Annotated in this window: 15 protein-coding genes; 12 read left to right on the forward strand and 3 right to left on the reverse strand. The window is 39.9% G+C overall.

Going from position 1 to position 19,512, the window contains the following annotated elements; translation table 11 throughout:
* The first annotated feature begins 96 nt into the window (after nucleotides 1-96).
* The 3 genes from B9A18_RS22545 to B9A18_RS22555 all read left to right on the forward strand — a co-directional run bounded on the left by B9A18_RS22545 (nucleotide 97) and on the right by B9A18_RS22555 (nucleotide 4,549).
* A complete protein-coding gene (locus tag B9A18_RS22545) occupies nucleotides 97-2,442 on the forward strand; it encodes a TonB-dependent receptor (RefSeq protein ID WP_235005416.1) in 2,346 nt (781 codons plus the stop codon).
* Nucleotides 2,443-2,447: 5 nt separating this feature from the next.
* A complete protein-coding gene (locus B9A18_RS22550) occupies nucleotides 2,448-3,584 on the forward strand; it encodes a PepSY-associated TM helix domain-containing protein (protein ID WP_084291817.1) in 1,137 nt (378 codons plus the stop codon).
* Between the two features lie 263 nt (nucleotides 3,585-3,847).
* Nucleotides 3,848-4,549, forward strand: a complete 702-nt coding sequence (locus B9A18_RS22555; protein ID WP_084291818.1) for a GDSL-type esterase/lipase family protein — start codon at nucleotides 3,848-3,850, stop codon at nucleotides 4,547-4,549.
* Between the two features lie 68 nt (nucleotides 4,550-4,617).
* On the opposite strand, the gene B9A18_RS22560 is transcribed toward B9A18_RS22555, so the two are convergent.
* The 3 genes from B9A18_RS22560 to B9A18_RS22570 form a co-directional block, all read right to left on the reverse strand.
* Entirely contained in the window at nucleotides 4,618-5,049 is a 432-nt protein-coding gene (locus B9A18_RS22560; protein ID WP_084291819.1) for a GtrA family protein, read from the reverse strand.
* Nucleotides 5,049-5,777 (reverse strand): CDP-alcohol phosphatidyltransferase family protein, encoded by a 729-nt coding sequence (locus B9A18_RS22565; RefSeq protein ID WP_084291820.1) that lies wholly within the window; start codon nucleotides 5,775-5,777, stop codon nucleotides 5,049-5,051. Before B9A18_RS22565 ends, B9A18_RS22560 begins: the two co-directional genes overlap by 1 nt.
* A 103-nt stretch (nucleotides 5,778-5,880) precedes the next feature.
* Entirely contained in the window at nucleotides 5,881-7,065 is a 1,185-nt protein-coding gene (locus B9A18_RS22570; protein ID WP_084291821.1) for a metallophosphoesterase, read from the reverse strand.
* A 220-nt stretch (nucleotides 7,066-7,285) separates the two neighbouring features.
* Here B9A18_RS22570 and B9A18_RS22575 point away from each other — a divergent pair, with 220 nt between their 5' ends.
* The 9 genes from B9A18_RS22575 to B9A18_RS22615 all read left to right on the forward strand — a co-directional run bounded on the left by B9A18_RS22575 (nucleotide 7,286) and on the right by B9A18_RS22615 (nucleotide 19,510).
* Entirely contained in the window at nucleotides 7,286-10,237 is a 2,952-nt protein-coding gene (locus tag B9A18_RS22575; RefSeq protein WP_084291822.1) for an endopygalactorunase, read from the forward strand.
* 101 nt (nucleotides 10,238-10,338) lie between these two features.
* Nucleotides 10,339-12,567 carry a heavy metal translocating P-type ATPase gene (locus B9A18_RS22580; protein WP_084291823.1) on the forward strand — a complete coding sequence of 743 codons (2,229 nt, stop codon included), beginning with the start codon at nucleotides 10,339-10,341 and terminating at the stop codon, nucleotides 12,565-12,567.
* Nucleotides 12,568-12,625: 58 nt separating this feature from the next.
* Nucleotides 12,626-12,838 (forward strand): heavy-metal-associated domain-containing protein, encoded by a 213-nt coding sequence (locus tag B9A18_RS22585; protein WP_084291845.1) that lies wholly within the window; start codon nucleotides 12,626-12,628, stop codon nucleotides 12,836-12,838.
* A 106-nt stretch (nucleotides 12,839-12,944) separates the two neighbouring features.
* The gene (locus tag B9A18_RS22590) at nucleotides 12,945-13,343 is read left to right on the forward strand and encodes an HYC_CC_PP family protein (RefSeq protein WP_084291824.1); all 399 of its coding nucleotides are present in this window, start codon (nucleotides 12,945-12,947) and stop codon (nucleotides 13,341-13,343) included.
* Nucleotides 13,344-13,471: 128 nt separating this feature from the next.
* A complete protein-coding gene (locus B9A18_RS22595) occupies nucleotides 13,472-13,822 on the forward strand; it encodes a heavy-metal-associated domain-containing protein (RefSeq protein ID WP_084291825.1) in 351 nt (116 codons plus the stop codon).
* A gap of 32 nt (nucleotides 13,823-13,854) precedes the next feature.
* On the forward strand, nucleotides 13,855-15,153 hold the full coding sequence (locus B9A18_RS25580; protein ID WP_084291826.1) for an efflux RND transporter permease subunit: 1,299 nt from the start codon (nucleotides 13,855-13,857) through the stop codon (nucleotides 15,151-15,153).
* Nucleotides 15,150-17,087: an efflux RND transporter permease subunit gene (locus B9A18_RS25585; protein ID WP_084291827.1), complete on the forward strand. Its 1,938-nt coding sequence runs from the start codon at nucleotides 15,150-15,152 to the stop codon at nucleotides 17,085-17,087. Before B9A18_RS25580 ends, B9A18_RS25585 begins: the two co-directional genes overlap by 4 nt.
* A complete protein-coding gene (locus tag B9A18_RS22610; RefSeq protein WP_235005417.1) occupies nucleotides 17,053-18,324 on the forward strand; it encodes a TolC family protein in 1,272 nt (423 codons plus the stop codon). The genes B9A18_RS25585 and B9A18_RS22610 overlap by 35 nt, the downstream gene beginning before the upstream one ends.
* The gene (locus B9A18_RS22615; RefSeq protein ID WP_084291828.1) at nucleotides 18,302-19,510 is read left to right on the forward strand and encodes an efflux RND transporter periplasmic adaptor subunit; all 1,209 of its coding nucleotides are present in this window, start codon (nucleotides 18,302-18,304) and stop codon (nucleotides 19,508-19,510) included. Before B9A18_RS22610 ends, B9A18_RS22615 begins: the two co-directional genes overlap by 23 nt.
* Nucleotides 19,511-19,512: the final 2 nt, after the last annotated feature.

A 19,512-nucleotide genomic window follows, 5' to 3' on the forward strand; every position in this document is an offset into this window, starting at 1 on the left:
GCTGGTTAAATTCCAGCTTATCGTATAATTTTAATACTTCTATCTTTATTTGTATTAAATCTAAATAACTATATATTTGCGCAAAATATATAGTTTATGACCCTTAAAGATTTACGATTTTTTATTCTTGCTTTAATGATGTTCCTACCATGGAGCCTTTTTGCCCAAAGCGGTAAAGGAACCATAAGCGGAACTGTAACCGACTCTCTCAAACAAAATATTGCTTTTACAAATATTCAGATCAGAAAGTTGAACATTAAAACAACTTCTGATAAAAATGGTAAATTTCTATTAAAAGGGGTTCCGGCAGGCAATCACCTGATGCTTATTTCTATAACTGGTTACGAAAAGCAACAAAAAGAAGTATCGGTTGTAGCAAATGATACCTCTTATATTGAGGTCGTGTTAAAAGATCAAAGTGCATTATCTGAGGTGATTGTTTCTGCCAGTAGGAGAGCTGAATCTTTAGCGCAAACACCATCTTCGGTAACTATTCTTACCGCAAAAGAGATCAATACTCAATCTATTATAAGTCCCAATCTGGCAAATATATTGTCCTACAGTGTACCTGGCCTGGGTTCATCAACAAACCAAACCGGTAATTCCGGACAAACTTTAAGAGGGCGAAATGTCCTTGTCCTTATTGATGGTATTCCTCAATCTACACCACTTAGAGCAGGAGGAAGAGACATCCGAAGTATCGATCCATCTGTGATTGAACGTGTAGAAGTAATCAAAGGTGCTACAGCTATCTATGGAAATGGAGCCGAAGGAGGTTTGATCAATTACATTACTAAAAAAGGGAATGCAGGAAAGCAATTTGGAGGATATTCGCAAATTGGATTAACTGGTAATTTAGAAGGGGATAGTACAATAGGCTACCGCGCTGTACAGCAATTTTATGGAAGAGCTAAAAAATTCGATTATGTAATTAGTGGAGCTTATGAGAAAACGGGTGTATACAGGGATGCAGAAGGTTTAGTAATCTCACCTGAGTATGGACTTGGCGAAACCCAGGCATATAACGGATTTGCAAAGCTAGGTTATGATATCTCTGCTAAACAACGATTGGAATTGATGTATAATTACTATAGCTCACGTCAGGATTCACGTTATGTGACTAAAATTGGTGTGTATGGTCAGACTCCGGCAATTGGTGTTTATGGAAACAGGGTTGGTGTTGATGAAGGTACCCGTTACAACCACAATTCAAATCTTCAATATACCAATCAGGAGATCTTCGGGAAAACAGATTTAACGGCTAATGTTTATTATCAGGATTTTTATACCATTTATTCAAACTCAGCTTCATTCTTTGGAAGCGGACAATCAGCCATTACTTCTACTAAAAAGGGAGCCAGGTTAAATTTAAATACCCCATTCAAATTAACATCTCAAGTGCCAATGCAGGTAAACTATGGATTGGACTTCATGAATGATAAAACCGCTCAGAACCTGGTTGATGGAAGAGAGTGGGTGCCAAAAATGAACATGATTAATTTTGCACCTTATTTGCAGGCTACAGCAAACTTATTTACTGACCTGACCATTAAAGCAGGGTTAAGATCAGAAAATATCAATATTGATGTAAAGGACTTTAAGACATTAGCTACAGGCGCAAATGGTGCGGGTAGTATCGATGTAAAGGGAGGTAAATTAAATTATAATGCGTTTGTGTTCAATGCAGGAGCCAGGTATTCTAAATTCAAGGAATTCAACCCATTCATCAGTTATGCACAGTCTTTCTCTGTATTTGAACTGGGAAGAGTATTAAGAGCGGCTAAAAGTAACACTTTGTCGCAATTGGAAACCAAACCTATTATTGTAGACAATTACGAAGCTGGTTTTAGTAGTTCATTGGGTAATTTGAATTTAAGTTTCGCATATTATTACAGTACATCAAAATTAGGAGCTAATCTGTTGGAAGTTAATGGGGTTTATATTTCGCAAAGAATTCCTGAGCGCGTAGAAGGATTTGAAGTTCAGGCCGACTATCAATTACTTCCGTCCTTAGCTATAGGGGGTAATTATGCTGAAGTAGGGGGTAAAGGTGACGTGGATAATGATGGGGAATTTGATGGAGATTTAGATGTTTATTTAAATACCACCCGTATTCCTCCTTCAAAAACCACTATTTATGCAAAGTACTCAGGTATTAAGAATTTACTGATAGATTTGAACTGGATGAAGATTGGCAGCAGAGAACGTTTTGTTCCGAAAAAGGGTAAATATTTAATTGGTGAAGGTCCGGTAAAAGCATACGATTTGTTTAATTTGGCGGCTTCCTACCAGATCATAAAGCCATTAAAGGTAAACCTTGGTATTGAAAATGTGCTTAATAGAACCTATTATCCAAGTATTTCACAGTTTTATGGAAGTGATATTAACTATGTTAGAGGAAACGGCCGCAGGTTCAATCTTGCACTTGGTTATTCCTTTTAATTAAAATGATTAAAACATTTAAAAAAATAACGAGACAAATACATTTATGGCTGGGCTTAGGCACCGGCCTAGTTGTATTTGTCGTTGGTATTACAGGCTGTTTGTACGTTTTTGAAGAGGAGATCAGGGATTTTACCCAAAAGGATCGTTTGTATGTTCAAGCGCAAGAAAGGCCATTTATAGGTCTTGAAAGTATCCTCAGAAATTTTGAACAAATCACCTCTGGAGAAAAAATATCGGGGATCAGAATTACAGAAAGAAAGCCAAATGCCACTGTACAGCTTTCTGCTAAAAAGGGTGTAGTATATTACTTTAATCCATATGATGGAAATCTGGTGTATAAGGGGGGGACTGATTGGTTGGATACGGTAAAAGAAATCCATATGACCTTGCTGTTGGGTGAAACCGGTAAATTTATTCAGCGCTGGTCGATAGTTATTTTTGTAATCATGCTAATCACGGGACTAGTGTTATGGTTTCCACGTCAGATGCGCATGCTCAGACAAGCCCTCACCATTAAATGGAGTGGATCCTTTAAAAGGGTCAACTACGATTTGCATAATGTACTGGGTTTTTATTCCTCAGGAATTTTAATCGTTATCGCATTAACCGGATTGTTTTTTGCATTTAAAGAGGTTAAAACAGCTGCTGCGTTTTTTACCGGAACGAAACTTAGTGATGGGGAAAAACAGGTGTCGGTTAAACCTGCAGTAATTGATTCACTCCCGGTAAGATATGGCAATATGTACCGCAATATGTCGGTTAAGTATCCCGGTGCAGAATCAACAAGCATATCCATCAGGAAGAGCGGCGAGTTGCGTTTAAGGATGATCTATCCCTATGAATGGGCACGCAATCAGAATACTTTTTATTTCGATGCAGCAACAGGTATGTTATTGCGGGCTAAATTTTATAAAGCCTATAATAAAGCCGATTTAGTTGAGGCCACAAATTATGATTTACATACTGGTAGGTTGTTTGGCCTTTTCGGAAAAATTATAGCCTGTATAGCTAGCTTGATCGCTGCAAGTCTCCCGGTAACAGGTTTTATAATATGGCTTAAAAAGAAAAAAAAGAAGAAAGGGAAAAATAACCGTTCTTCCCGGAGTCTGGCATCTGTAGCGAAGAGCTACAGCGCCTAAGGCCTCCTCAAAGAAGGTAATTTTTCTGCTCAAATAGCAACAGAAAATGAATTGGACCCGCTAATCATTAATCCGGAGAACCTAAAGGATATTAAGGTATTGGAAACAATAAAAGAAGGGAAAACAGTTTTTAAAAGAAGCCTCTGAATTTCTATTCAGGGGCTTTTTGATTTTATAGTGTAGACGTTATTATAGCGGATTTTTAATAACTTTAGGATATATTGGAGTAACCAATTGTTTAAATCACTAAAATAACTCATTAGATGAACCGCTTTAATTCTTCGTTCCGTTTCCTGACTAAAATTTGTTTACTAGCCTGTTTTATTTCTTTGCCTGTTGCGCTTTCTGCTCAGGTTTATAATCCTAAAACATTTGAAAAGAACATTAAAGCATTTGACAAAAGAGATTTAATTGAAAATGTGCAACCAGGAGCCAATTTATTTGTAGGCAGTTCTTCTATCACCAACTGGAAGGATATTGCGACTTATTTCCCGGATGCTTATGTGATTAACAGAGGTTTTGGAGGTTCGAAATTTGTAGACCTGCTATACTATGCAGATCGGGTGATTATGCCTTATAAGCCTGCCAAGATTTTTGTTTATGAAGGTGATAACGATATAGCCTCCGGTGTAGATACTGAAACATTGATCAAACAGGCTAAGGAACTAAGAAAAAAGATCGCAATAGCTTTTCCTGAAGTGCCTGTAGTTTTTATCTCAGTAAAACCAAGCGTATCCCGCTGGAACCTGAAAGATAAGTATGTGGAGTTTAATAAAGCGCTTAAAAAGTACACTAAGAAAGAAAAGTTAACTGATTTTGCAGATGTTTGGACTCCAATGATTGATGAAAATGGTGAAGTGTTTAAAGATGTCTTTTTAAAGGATAACCTGCATATGAAGCCTAATGGTTATCAGATATGGCAAAAATCATTACAGCCATTTGTGTTAAAAAACAAGAAAGTTTAATTTATACGAATAGGGTGTATCATGATGTACACATAAAAAAAGCTGTGTAATTATACGCAGCCTTTTTTTTAATCCGGATTATTCATTTCCTGAACCTGTCTCTTTCTGAATACCCAATATTTTTGCAATACATAGTTGAAACCCAGGGAAACAATAATGTCGACCATAATCCTTGTAATCTTGTAATCAAGCTTTAACCAGGTAGTAAAAAGGTAAGTACCTGATGACTTTAAAGCGATGCTGCCTGCTACTACAAAAGCAAACTTCAGCAACTGAGTACCAACAGCCAATTCGCTGGCTTTATTCCCATTAAATGTCCAGTATCTGTTTAAGGAGAAATTAAGTATAGCACCAATAATACCGCCGATTGCGATCGAAATGGTGTAATGAATGTGCAGCAGTTCGGTGCACAAAATCATGACAACGTAATCAAGCATCCCTCCAGTAAACGCCGAAACCTGAGCTTTAGCAAATACAAAAACAGATTTCTTTTTACTCATTAAGCAGCGCTATTTTTAACCTTACGTTCCATATCATCCCTGATATCCCCAAGTTTTAAAAGTTTTCGGGTGTCGATGATGTTGATGATGAAAAGGGTAATACATATGCCTGTAGCAAAATATTCTATCAGACCACCAAAGGCAACTTCTAAAACGAATATCAAGGCCAGTATAATTCTTATTTCGGTAGGACCAACCAGTCCTGAATCTATGCTGTAAATGTCAGTTATTTTGTATCTGAGTTGCGAAATGATCATGGCCCAGCCATAAAGCACTACAAACGCAAAGGCAATTAATTCATAAGCTTTTTGTGCGTATACCAGATAACCCAGGCCTATAAGTACAGTGCTCACCCAGTCCATGATGATATCCAGTGAAAAACCATACCATTTACGGGGGGTATTGCGGTAATAGGCTATACGACCATCCAATGAATCTCCAAACCAGTTAACTGCCAAACCGAAAACACCAAGTAAAAGATAATTTCTATCATTTTGGTAATTAGCCAGTATAAATCCTGCAAGAACCATCATCGAACCAAAGGTTCCGATATAGGTTAACATATCTGAAGTAATAGACTTAGGGATTCTTGTAACCAAAAAAGACAGCGTTTGCTGCTCTATCTTATGTAAAATATTAGTTCTCTTTCTGTCCTGAAATATTCTTTTTAAATCATCAGTACCGGCTGCTGCTGTCAAGGTTGCTTCTCTTAATTTGTTTTGTTCCATTAAGGCTTCGTAGATATAATTAATCCTACTATGCAAAAGTATAGAATTAAAACAATTCAATTCCGATTTTGTTGGAAAACAACCGTTCTGTGATAAAATTAGCTTAGGATTTTTTAAGTTTTATTACTGTAATTTCCGGCCAGATGCCTATTCGGCCCGAAAAACCAAGGAATCCGAAGCCTCTGTTAATGTTCAGGTACCTGCCATTTTCACTTGCTATACCTGCCCAATGTGCATATCTGTATTTAACCGGACTCCATTTAATACCAAAAGCTTCGATACCAAACTGCATACCATGGGTATGACCGGAAAGTGTGAGGTTTATTTTTGAAGGATGTTTTTTTACCTCAGCATCCCAATGGGTCGGGTCGTGAGAAAGCAGGATTTTAAAGTCATTTGGATTTACATCAGTCAAGGCTTTTTTAAGGTCGCCACGTTCTCCAAAGCCAATGCCCCAGTTTTCTACACCGGCAAGGACTATTTTTTCACCATCTTTATGCAGTTCTACGTGTTCATCTAACATGAGCTTGAAACCCAAATCAGCATGGTGCAATTTTAATTGCTCCAGATTAGCCCTCTTATGGCTTTCAGTATCCCATTTAATATAGTCGCCATAATCATGGTTTCCCAGGATAGAAAATTGCCCATATGGCGCTTTGATCTGCGAAAAATAACTAATCCAGGGTACTATTTCTTCAGCTTTATTGTTGACTAAATCACCCGTAAAAACAAAAATGTCAGATTTTTGTGCCTTGATCAGGTCTATGCCTCTTTGAACACCTTTAGGGCTTTGAAAACTTCCTGCATGTACGTCGGATATCTGGGTGATCGTAAAGTCTTCAAAACTATCCGGAAGATTATCGAAATATAAAGTGTGTTTTATTACCCGATAAGCATATTTTCCTTTGATAATACCATAAATAAAGATCAAGACTGTAAGTACAAAAAGGGACATGGCAAATTCAACCCAGTATACATTACGTGGTTTACCGGAAAATAAGCTATAGGTATCAGAAGGCAATAACATCACTACAAAAACGATTTCCGCCACAAAGAGAACAAGGAAAGCATGCGTTGCGATTTTAAAAAAGATATCCATGCCATTGTCGCGCATTCTCTGAATTGCATAAATAAGTGAGCCTGTTATGATGGCTATGAAAGTCCAGAATATCGGAGCTATAATTGGGCTGCTACTGAGCGTATGTATGCCCGACAGTACATAGGCGTTTAATAAAAAGAATAGGATGGTAACGACCACAAAGGGCAATAGGTTTATTTTTCGCTTCATTTATCTTGAAATTACAGCTTTGATGGTAAAGTGTTTGCCGTGTTACAGTATATGACAATACTATGAAGTTATTACCATTGCTGATATAGTTGATGAAATTGTAAATATTCAATAATTATCAATGTCTTTATTTGTCTAGTTTTAGGTTTAAATAAATGGATGGATATCTTATTCAATCATGTTTATAGGCGTGTTTAATTAAATGTTTTACTCGAAAATAATGAAGAAGTTTTTATTGTTAGTGATGGTAGGGCTAATGGGAATCACAGTACCTGTTATGTCCAATTCAAGCAAACTGACTGCGTTTAGTTCTGAAATAACTTTCGGTACGAGGGCAGCCAATATTGCTAAGATAACCAACGACAGTCTGATACTGATCGGCGGAAGTACTTATCGCTTTACGGTTGATACGCCTGAAGATAAAGGGTTGGTTGCAACAAATATTACTGTCAAAGATCTTCATGCTCAAATTAGAGCAAAGGATGGCTCAAACCAAAAATACACCGTTTTAAATAGCAATGGCATTGCGAAAACTGAAGGTGAGTTGGTAAGTGGCGATCGCTTAGTGGTATTGGCTGAAGATGGGAAAACCAGCAAAACTTATCAGATCAAAGTAAAGACTATGGCACTTAGTGGCCAGCTAGTCCTCCAAAAACAAACATTAACGGCTAATACCACAACCAATTTGACGCTTTATTTTACTGCTGGACAAAGAAGTCCTGATGCAACAGTTAAAATTTTTATACCCAAAGGAATCGTAATTACGCCCACAAATACCACAGTGAATGTTATAGGCCGTGGAGATGTAATGCTAAAAGATCTCGCAAGCCAGTCTATAGGTCGCGTAGGTACTAAATATTCATATAGTAAAGTAGGAGAATTTAACCTGTCGAAAGTAGCTGCCGATGGCACGATTCTTTCATTGGAGCATCTGGACCTTAGACCTTCAAATGGTGCCGATCTTAAAATTGTAATTGCGGGTGTGAAGCTGCTGAATGCTGGTAGCTATCCTTTTAAAGCTATCTATACCACTTCAAAGCCTGAAGCGTTGACTAGTGCAGGAACAGGCAACGAAACTGCAACGCTCGTGGCAACCAGTACAGTGTCGGACTTTGAACGACTGGTAGATAAAAGCCTTCATTACAAAGAAACTCCTGGTACCTATACTAAAGTGAACTTTAAGTTTTCACTAAGTAAAGCTCCTTTAAATATGCGTTTAATGCAATCACTGGACAAAGGGAAAAACTGGACTGCTTCATCAGCTGCTATAGATAAAACCAATGGGACGGCGGTGGTTTCAAATTTAAAGCCCGGTCAGTTTTATACTTTTAGATTATCTGTTATGGATGGCCCTCATAAAGGGTTGTCCAATACCACAAGCTTTTATTCCGGGAAGGTGGATGTAAAAAGATTTGGTGTAATTCCCTCTGAAAATGAAGATCGCACCCTAGCCATAAATAAGGCTATTGATGAGCTGAATAAAATTGGTGGGGGAACTCTGCTGTTTACTGAAGGAACTTATAATGTGCGAACTGTTCATTTGAAAAGCAATGTTTATCTATATGTAGATAAAGGAGCAGTTATTAAAGGAATGAAAGGTGCTGATGCTCCCGAAACAACCTGGTTTAGTGATAAAAAATACCGCTCCGGACTTTCACCAACGGCGCCAGGGCCATATGCAGATCCTGAAAACTACATGACCAAACAGGATGTTGGACACCATTATTTCAGAAACACCATGTTTTTTGGTGAAAGGCTGGATAATGTTAAGATTATTGGAAGTGGATTGATAACCGGCAATGGTAACCTGGTTAATGGTGATAATGTAATGAACAACACTCCGGATAACAGAGCCGATAAAATGTTTACCCTTAAACTATGTACCAATCTGGAAATAGGTGGGATACATCGCCAGGAAGATTTATGGTATGATGCGGACAAAGATGAACCTTATTATAGCTTAAAGGATGGTACAAAATCATTTGATCATGATGGAATGTTAAAAATAGAACGTGCAGGGCATTTTGTGTTGTTGGCTACCGGAACGGACAATATCAATGTCCATGACACCTATTTTGGTAAATTTAATTCGACCAATGCCCGTGATATTTATGATTTTATGGGCTGCAATCATGTTACGGTAACTAATATCTATTCAAAAGTAAGTTCTGATGATTTGGTTAAGCCGGGCTCAGATTGCGCTTTGGGCTTTACACGACCAGCCAGAAATTACAAAGTGCGCAACATTATAGGTGATACCAATTGTAACCTCTTTCAGATCGGTTCGGAAACCGCTGATGATATAAAAGATATTTGTGTGGATAATATTTATGTACTGGGCGCCAATAAAGCGGGATTTTCTATATCTACCAATGATGGTGCGCATATCAGCGACATCCACCTGAATTGCGGACATACTGGCAAGCTGCATTCGAGATCAAAAATGCTTAGGACCAGGACCCCTTTCTTTATTTCTATTTCTAACCGTGCACGTATTCTTGGTGCAGAAGTAGGCAGGTATGTTTTTATGGAAAACGGAATTAAACATGATGAGTTGCTGGTTAAAAATGTTAATATCGGGAAAGTAGAGAACATCATCCTTAATGGAATTGATATCTCTGAAGTATATGGAGGAAGTTCACATGGAGGGAAAAATGGTCGCTGGAACCCATATGATGGGAAACAAACTAAAGCTACACCGATAGTTGCGGGCTATAAACTTCCCGATACGGAAGTTGTTCAAGGTGGACTCGATTTTAAATTGCCTAATGGTCAGCATACCGGGTATATTAAGAATATTGTCTTTAATGACGTCCATGTATTGGTTAAAGGTGGAAATCCTTTGGCCGATAAGGAAAGCACCCCGCCTGAGCTTGGTGTAGGGCAGTATAACGTTGCCAATCTAAATATTCAACCTTCTTATGGTTTATGGGCCCGACATGTAAAAGAACTAACCGTTAAAAACAGCTCTTTCAATTACGAAAAAAAGGATAGCAGGTATGCGATTTTTCTAGATGACGTGTTGGGTGCGAAAATAACGGATGTAAAAATGGTGCTGGCGAAGGAAAATAATACTTTGTTGGGCTTAAAAAATGCAACTGATGTGGAGACTAAAAATATAGTGTACTATCAGGACGAATGGGGCAATGCGGCTACTGAATTCTCAAAATAAAAGCGGTTGGAGCAAAATTCTGTAAACTAATCTCTGAATCCTGTAAAACAATCGGGTTGTTCTCAACTTACCTTTGTATAGTCAAATAAACAAAGCGCGTTATGAACAACAATATAGAAAGGATTTCGATGCCGGTACTGGGGATGACTTGTGCCTCGTGTGCCGTGAGCGTTGAATCTATACTAGGTGCTCAGGAGGGGGTTGATAAGGCAGAGGTAAACTATGCAACTCAATCGGTAAAAGTGAGCTACCATCCTGATGCAATACAGCCGGAAGCTTTACAAAAAGCCGTTCAGTCTATAGGATATGATCTGATCCTTGAACAGGACGGAGCAAAAGAACTTCAGGAAGAAGCACAGAAAAATAACTACGAGGATTTAAAAAAGCGGATGATCTATTCATCCGTATTAGCTATCCCGGTAGTGATCATTGGAATGTTCTTTATGGATATGCCTAATGGGAACTACTACATGATGGCCTTAACAGCGCCAATACTATTCTTTTTTGGTAAAAGCTTTTTCATCAATGCATGGAAGCAAGCTAAAAATGGAACAGCCAATATGGATACCCTTGTTGCGCTAAGTACTGGTATTGCCTATGTGTTTAGTGCTTTTAATACCTTCAATCCTGAGTTTTGGCACAATAGAGGGCTACATCCTCATGTCTATTTCGAAGCAGCTGCAGTAGTGATTGTTTTCATTATGCTGGGTAAATTGCTTGAAGAGAAGGCCAAATCAAACACTTCTTCGGCCATCAAAAAACTGATGGGCTTACAGCCAAAAACAGTAATGTTGATTACGGAGCATGGCGAAAAAGAGATTCCTGTTGCCGATGTACATATCAATGATCAGTTGCTGGTACGTTCGGGTGAAAAGATCCCGGTCGACGGCGAGGTGTATGATGGTAGTTCTTATGTAGATGAGAGTATGATTACCGGGGAGCCCATTGCGGTTTCTAAAACCGCTGGCGATAAGGTTTTTGCCGGAACCATTAACCAAAAAGGCAGTTTTAAATTTAGAGCCGAAAAGGTTGGTGGCGAAACTATGCTTGCCCAGATCATTAAACTGGTACAGGATGCACAGGGTTCTAAAGCGCCCGTTCAGAAATTGGTAGATAAGATTGCAGGTATATTTGTACCTATAGTTATTTTAATAGCCATCATCAGTTTGGGTGCATGGTTGGTATTTGGCGGAGAACATGCTTTTACGCAGGGATTGCTGGCCATGGTTACCGTTTTGGTGATTGCCTGCCCTTGTGCGTTGGGTTTGGCAACACCAACGGCAATTATGGTGGGAATTGGTAAAGGCGCCGAAAATGGTATTTTAATTAAAGATGCAGAGGCCCTGGAATCCGGATATAAAGTAAATGCCGTTATTTTGGATAAAACGGGAACCATCACTGAGGGTAAACCGGAAGTAACCCATGTAGAATGGGCTAATGAATTACCAAAAGACAAAAAGGTATTACAGGAAGTATTGATTGCATTGGAGCAAACTTCAGAACACCCGCTCGCAGAAGCGATTGTGCGTAACCTTAAAAACGATGGTATAAAAGGAGCTGCGGTAACCGACTTCGAAAGTTTAACCGGTAAAGGCGTGATGGCAGTATTTGAAGGTGAAAAGTATTGGGCAGGTAGCCATAAGATGCTTACTGATCAAAATGTACAGGTTGCTGCTGCATTGCAGGAGCGGGTTGCAGAACTTCAGCAACTGGCCCAAACGGTAATTTACTTTACCAATGCAACGCAGGTGTTGGCCATTGTATCCATAGCAGATCAGATTAAGGCCGGTTCGGCCAAAGCTGTTGCAGCTTTAAAACATGCCGGTATTGAGGTGTATATGCTTACAGGCGATAATCAGCAAACTGCTGCATCTGTATCCGGACAAGTTGGAATTGATCATTTCCAGGCCGAAGTATTGCCTTCTGATAAGTCTGATTTTGTTAAAAAACTGCAGGCCCAAGGTAAAGTAGTAGCGATGATTGGCGATGGAATAAATGATAGCCAGGCTTTGGCTCAGGCGGATGTTTCAATTGCAATGGGTAAAGGATCAGATATTGCCATTGATGTGGCAAAGATCACACTGGTATCATCCGATTTGCAGCAAGTGCCTAAAGCACTACGCTTATCCAAGCTTACAGTGAGAACCATTCGTCAGAATCTGTTCTGGGCCTTTATTTATAACCTGATCGGAATTCCTATTGCTGCGGGCTTATTGTATCCGTTCAACGGCTTCTTGCTGAACCCGATGATTGCAGGAGCGGCCATGGCCTTAAGTTCAGTATCGGTAGTGAGTAACAGTTTACGCTTGAAATTCGCAAAACTAATATAAGTGCAGTATGCATGACTTAATCAATTATTTTATAAAAACTCTTAACAATAATCATATCATGGAAACTTTAAAATTCAAAACAAATATCAAATGCGGTGGATGTGTTGCCAATGTAACACCATTCCTGAACGAAATGCCTGAAATCGCAAAATGGTCAGTAGATACTGATAATCCTGAAAAAATTCTCACGATTGAAGTAGCAGGTCAGCTTGACGCTGAAAAGGTTGTTAATACGCTTGAAAAGGCAGGGTATGTAGCTACATCCTTATAATTCAAGGGGATAGTTTATATCGTTAAAATCGCGAACACATTAATCTTGTAAAAAAAGAACGGAATTTTATAAAAACATCTCCGTTCTTTTTGCAATCTTTGTTATAATGAAAAGGACACTACTTACCATTCTTGCCGTATTTTACCTGGGAATTTCCAGTGGGGCAACTATGCATTTTCATTATTGCATGGGCGAATTGGTGAGCTGGGGTCTGGTTAAGCAGTCTGATAAAGTATGTGAATTCTGTGGGATGCCTATGGCAGAAACAAAAAAGAACTCATGCTGTAAAGATGTAAAACAGGAAGTTAAAGTTGATAACTCTCAAAAGGTAAATCAGACTGTTTACAAATTTGCATCTTTATCCACTGCGATCATTCAGCCTGAATTGTACGTCAACTATCAGGTTCAGATACCTGTAAAAATCACAAGAGAAGCATTAAGCAATGCACCTCCTAATGGACAGAAAACGCCTGTCTTCATAAAAAACTGTACCTACAGAATATAATACCCTCTTTCTTTTAATTATTGTACGTCTGTGCAATACGAAGCTGCTATTGCCGATAATTTTCAGCGCCTTATAGCATCATTGCTTCAAACCCAATTTTATTTACATTTCTTTAAAATCTCATTAAGATGAAATCATTCAGATTCCTTTCGGTAGTCGCGTTGACTTTCCTTGGTAGTGCTGTATTCGCACAATCTAAAACAGAAAAAATCAAAGTATCAGGTAACTGTGGCATGTGCAAGAAAAAGATAGAAACTGCCCTTAAAGTTCCGGGAGTATCTTCTGCAGACTGGGATAAGGTTACAAAAATACTGACAGTAAGTTACGATTCTACTAAAATTACCAATGATCAGGTGCAGCAAAAAGTTGCTGATACAGGCTATGATACTGAAAAGTTCAAAGCTACTGAGGAGGCTTATGGTAAACTACATAGTTGTTGCAAGTACGACCGTACAGATAAAACCACTAAAGCACATTAATAAAACCAATAAAAGAAAGAGGGTTATTATAAATGGTACATAAAATTATAGAATGGTCGATGCGCAATAGGTTTATTGTGCTGATACTTTCTGCAGGGTTATTTGTATGGGGAGTATTCTCTGTGCAAAAGAATCCGATAGATGCAATTCCTGATCTTTCCGAAAACCAGGTGATTGTATTTACAGAATGGATGGGTAGATCACCACAATTAATAGAGGATCAGGTAACTTATCCGCTGGTAACCAACTTACAGGGGATTCCGAAGATTAAATATGTGAGAGGTTCTTCCATGTTTGGTATGAGTTTCATTTACGTGATCTTTGAAGATGATGTTGATGTGTACTGGGCAAGAGAGCGGGTGACGGAACGGATCAGTACCATATCCAGCACCTTACCCGAAGGGGTTACTCCGCAATTAGGGCCCGACGGAACGGGAGTAGGACATGTGCTCTGGTATACTCTCGATGCGCCGGATATGGATCTTGGCGAACAACGGGCCATTCAGGATTGGTATGTGAAGTTCGCTTTGCAAACTGTTCCGGGAGTGAGTGAGATTGCCTCATTTGGGGGCTTCCAAAAGCAATATCAAATCACTATTGACCCTAATAAATTATTGTATTACAAGCTCAGTGTGCCACAGGTTATTGCAGCAGTAAGAAGCAATAACAATGAATCCGGGGGGCGGAAGTTTGAGATGAGTGATATGGGGTATATCATTAAAACTTCCGGTTATCTTAAATCTCTGGATGAAATTTCTAATATTCCTATCAAAAACCAGAATGGTACGCCAATAAAAGTTTCAGATCTGGCTACGGTACAGATGACCGGCGAAACGCGGCTCGGGATATTTGATCAGGATGGCAAAGGAGAACGTGCGGGTGGTATCGTGGTGATGCGGTACGGAGAAAATGCAGCCGAAGTAATCGACAAGGTGAAGGCCAAGATGGAAGAGGTGTCAAAGGGATTGCCTAAAGGTGTAAAGTTTGATATCGTATACGATAGAGGCGAATTGATCAAAGAGTCAGTAGACTCTATAAAAAACACGCTGATTGAAGAGATGATTGTCGTGTCGATCATCGTATTCGTGTTCCTGTTCCATTGGCGTAGTGCATTAAGTATCATCATACAGATTCCGATTACCATTGCTGCCAGTTTTATTTTGCTCAACGCATTTGATATCTCATCCAACATCATGTCGCTAACCGGTATTGCACTGGCCATCGGGGTAATTGTTGACAATGGTATCATCATGAGTGAAAATGCTTATAAGCATCTGGCAGAACGATACGAATTGTGGGAGAAGGATCAAAATAAAACAACAGCATCATGATAACGTGGTTTAAAAATATATTTAAAAAATCTCCGGACTGGATTAGTGAGGAAGATCGCCTTGCGGTGATTACTAAGTCCAGCAAGCAGGTTTCAAGAGGAGTGTTCTTTGCAACAGTCATTATCATTACCTCGTTTTTACCGGTATTTATGTTAACCGGACAAGAGGGTAAATTATTTCACCCCTTAGCCTTTACCAAAACATTTATCATGATTGTAGATGCTTTGCTGGTGATTACGCTGGCTCCGGTGCTGATTTCCTTTTTTATGAAGGGAAAGTTTAAGCCCGATAATGTCAATCCGGTAAACAGGGTGTTGGAAAGGGTTTATGAGCCGGTTATCAGAGCGGTATTGAAATGGAGAAAAACAACCATTGCTATCAATATCATCGCCTTATTAATCACTATTCCTTTGCTTAAAAATCTGGGTACAGAGTTTATCCCACCGCTGGACGAGCAAAGTATTCTGTTTATGCCGGTGACTTTACCGGATGTATCCAATGCAGAAGCAAAACGGATATTACAGGTACAGGATAAGATTATTAAATCGGTGCCGGAAGTTGATAAGGTTTTAGGAAAAGCGGGCAGGGCCAATACGGCAACGGATAACTCACCCATCAGTATGATCGAAACCATCATTACGCTGAAGCCGAAAAGTGAATGGCGGGAAGGTATTACCAAGAAAGATATTGTGACCGAATTGGATGCGAAACTGCAGATTCCAGGTGTGGTAAACGGCTGGACCCAGCCAATTATCAACAGAATCAATATGTTGGCTACAGGTATCCGTACCGATGTAGGAATCAAAGTGTTTGGTCAGAATTTAGATACCATTGCTTCAGTATCAGAAAAAGTTAAAGCAGCATTGGAAGGCACACCAGGGGTAAGCGATTTATTTGTTGAGCCCATTACAGGTGGAAAATACCTTTCTATTGATATAAAGAGAGACGAACTGGCCCGTTATGGCCTAAATGTAGATGATGTAAATCAGATTGTTGAAAGTGCCTTGGGGGGTGCAACCATTGGCAATACCATTGAAGGGAGACAACGTTTTTCTATCAGTGTACGTTTGGCACAGGAATATCGCAATAGCGTAGAACAGATTAAGCGTATTCCGGTTCAATCACCTGCTTTTGGTGAGGTTCCTTTGTCGGCAGTAGCGGATATTAAATACGAAGACGGCCCGCCAATGATCAGTTCCGACAATGCTATTTTGCGTGGTGCAGTGATGTTTAATGTGCGCGATAGAGATTTAGGAAGTACCGTTAAAGACGCGATGGAGAAGTTGAACAAGGAAAAAGGGGTGCTTCCTGAAGGTTATTTCCTGGAGTGGAGCGGTCAATATGAAAACTTAATTCGTGGTAAACAAACCCTGATGTGGATCGCTCCGGTAGTTTTAGTTATCATTTTCTTCTCGCTGTATTTTGCTTTTCACTCTATCAGAGAGGCATTTTTAAGTCTGATTACGGTTCCTTTTGCCTTGATTGGCGGGGCCTATATGATTTATTTCTGGGGCGTGAATTTGTCGGTCGGTGTAGCTGTAGGTTTTATTGCCCTGTTTGGGATTGCCGTCGAGACGGGGATTGTGATGGTTATTTACCTGAATGATGCCATGGCTCAGTTGATTAAACTGAAAGGCAATTCAAGCGAAACCATAACCAGAGAAGACTTAAGAGAACACGTGATTTATGGTGCAGCGAAAAGGTTAAGACCAAAGCTGATGACTGTTTGCGTGTCGCTGTTCGGACTCGTACCTGTATTGTGGGCAACCGGAGTAGGGGTGGATGTAATGCAACCGATCGTGTTGCCAATGATAGGTGGGGTACTAACCTCTTCTACACATATTTTACTGGTTACACCACTGATCTTTTTAATGTCCAAGGAATATGAATTGAGGAAATATGGAAAATTGGAGGTTCATGATGTACATCATTAAAAAAATAACATGGGTATTGCTGTTGTTGCCATTTTTTGCTTCGGCACAGCAGAAACCGGTCCTTTCGCTGGATACAATTTTGCAGCGCATAGACAAAAATAATCTGTTTCTGCAGTCCTACGGTTTAAGAGCTGAAAGCTTTAAGCATACTGCAAAAGCGGCAACAGCCTGGATGGCACCAATGGTAGGTGTAGGTACTTTTATGACCCCTTATCCCGGTCAGATGATTATGGACGAAGGTGATAAAGGATCTGTAATGGTGCAGCTGGAACAGGATATCCCTAATGCGGTTAAACTGAATGCCAACAAGCGCTTTATCGAATCTAAGGGTAAAGTAGAAAATGAAACCCGCGGTGTAACCTTAAACGAATATAAGGCACAAGCTAAGCGTTTGTATTTCGGTTGGTTGGTTGCCGAGCAGAAGATTGCGGTTTTAAAACAGAACGAGAAAATTATGGAAACGATGAAAAAGATCGAAGAGATCAGGTATCCATATAACCAGTCGAAATTAGGTAGTGTGTACAAAACCACTGCCGGATTGGAAGAAAACCGTAACATGATCAGAATGCAGGAAGGTGAGATTGCTAAATCCCGCGCCTGGCTAAACAGTTTGATGAACATGCGGGGGGATGCTGATTTTACAATCGATACTTCATATCAGCCGGATTTTGTGGCTGCCCCTACAATTGACACCGCTAGTCTGGCATTGGCCAGAAACGATATTAAGAAGATGGATTACAGCATACAATCCATGCAGCTAAATATTGAAGCGATGAAAAAGCAAAGCAGGCCCGACTTTAGACTGCGATTCGATCATATGTCGCCCTTAACCAAGATGATGCCGAAGGCTTACAGTGTGATGGGAATGGTGAGTATTCCAATTGCCCCCTGGTCTGCAAAGATGTATAAATCTGAAGTGAAGGGAATGGAATACGAAATTGCGGCGATGGGAAAAGAGAAGGCGGCTATGTTGCAGGAAACCCAGGGGATGCTGTATGGTATGCAGTTCGAGATCCAGTCGATGCAGAAACGTATTGATGCTATGGAAGATAAAATCATTCCTACACTACAAAAAACACTCGACGTTAACTTTTTAAGCTACCGTGAGAATAAGATGGAATTGCCTGAGGTAATTGCTGCCTGGGAAGCATTAACCATGATGCAGGTCAGCGTATTGGACGAGAAGTTGAAAATTTATTTAATGATTGCCGATTATGAAAAAGAACTATATCGTTAAAAGCATATTTACCCCCGCTACTTTGATAATGATCGGTATGCTATTGATCAGTTCTTGCGGTAAGAAAAAGGATAATAATCACGATGCTCATGAAGATCCGGGAGCTGTAAAAATAGATAGTGATCTTGCGCATCTGTTGAAACCTACAAATGAGCAGGTGGTATCTACATTACCCTTAATTAAAGCGGAATATGGTACTAAAATATTCACAGTAGAAGCGCAGGGGATTATCAATTACGATACCCGGAATGAGAACAGTGTGGCTAGTAGAGTAACTGGGAGAATAGAGCGCTTGCTGATTAAATACAATTACCAGCCGGTTAAAAAGGGCCAGCTGATTATGGAGGTTTATTCTCCTGATCTGGCCGCTGCTCAGCAGGAGTTGCTTTTTTTAAGGAATTCGAACGACCACACTATGCTGGAAGGCGCTAAGCAACGTTTGTTATTGCTTGGAATGAGCGCTTCGGGTGTTAATCAATTGCTGAAGACAGGAAAGGTGAATTACCGTATTCCGGTATATAGCAATGCAAATGGGTATATACTGGAGAAATCGGCCGCCGCTGCACCGGCATCGGCCCCTTCGGCGGCTACGCCCGCTGCCGGTGGAGATGGAATGAGCGGTATGAGTGGAGGAGGAGCGGCAGCACCCGCGCCGTCGGCTGCCCCTGTAAGCTCTCCGGTAATGCTTCGGGAAGGTCAGTATGTTAGCGCAGGGCAATCACTTTTCACCATCTATAATGCCGACCGCCTTGTTGCCGAGTTTTCTTTAAAACCTGCAATGGCATCTCTGGTAAGAAAGGGCGATAAGTTTGCATTTTATAAGACGGCAGATAAAAGCACCATTCAAACCGCAACTATTGGTATGATACAGCCAGTATTTAAAAACGGAGAGAATTTTACCATTGCCAGAGTGTACCTCAATAAGCCCGATTTTAGGGTCGGTGAATTGCTTACAGCAAGGATCCCCGTATTGCTTGCAGCTTCGTGGTGGCTCCCCGAATCGGCAGTAGTGATGCTTGGCAATAAAACCATTGTCTTTAAAAAGGAAGGGAATGTAGTAATTCCTAAACCTGTAAATGCTGGCATTACCATTGGAGGAATGGTGCAGATTAAAGAAGACATTAGCAATTGGGAAATAAGTAAAAATGCGTCGTACCTCGTAGATAGCGAAAGCTTTATTAAATAGAA

It is taken from the genome of Pedobacter nyackensis, from assembly GCF_900176505.1.
GTDB classification, from domain to species: domain Bacteria; phylum Bacteroidota; class Bacteroidia; order Sphingobacteriales; family Sphingobacteriaceae; genus Pedobacter; species Pedobacter nyackensis.